This is a genomic window from Arthrobacter mobilis (genome assembly GCF_012395835.1).
Lineage (GTDB): Bacteria > Actinomycetota > Actinomycetes > Actinomycetales > Micrococcaceae > Crystallibacter > Crystallibacter mobilis.
This window is the reverse complement of record NZ_JAAZSQ010000074.1, coordinates 386-876: the sequence shown is the minus strand read 5'-3', so window position 1 is coordinate 876 and position 491 is coordinate 386. Positions and strand designations below refer to the sequence as shown.

Annotated in this window: 1 protein-coding gene; it reads left to right on the top strand. The window is 53.0% G+C overall.

What is annotated here, in order from left to right; all coding sequences use genetic code 11:
- The coding region (locus HGG74_RS20890) for a SprT-like domain-containing protein (RefSeq protein ID WP_205762284.1) at nt 1–491 on the top strand (491 nt) is incomplete at both ends.

Below are 491 nucleotides of genomic sequence, written 5' to 3'. Positions count from 1 at the left end.
TTCCAGCGCGGCAAGAACACAATGGGCTATTTCAGTTACAGGCGCTTTGTTGCTGCTGACGGCAGCGGCAGGATGATTGATGAAATCGCCCTCAATCCTGAATACTTCCCGGTGTACCCGCTTATTGAAGTCATGCAAACGCTGGTTCATGAGCAGTGCCATATGTGGCAGTACCACTACGGCAACCCGTCGCGTAAGACGTACCACAATGCGCAGTGGGCGGCAAAAATGGAAAGTATCGGACTTATGCCCTCCTCCACCGGGAGACCTGGTGGTGCGAAAGTCGGCCAGAAGATTAATGACTATCCGATCCCTGGTGGCCGCTTCCAGCGCGTCACACTGGAACTGTTCCAGGGGCAATTTGCTTTGAGCTGGTTTGATCGCTTCCCTGTCCAGGTCGAACAACAAAAAGATATGACCGCCGTAATAGAGCAATGGCGCGAAACGCTTGCTCTGGCGCATCAAAATGCTGAGGCCGGGATTGATATAGA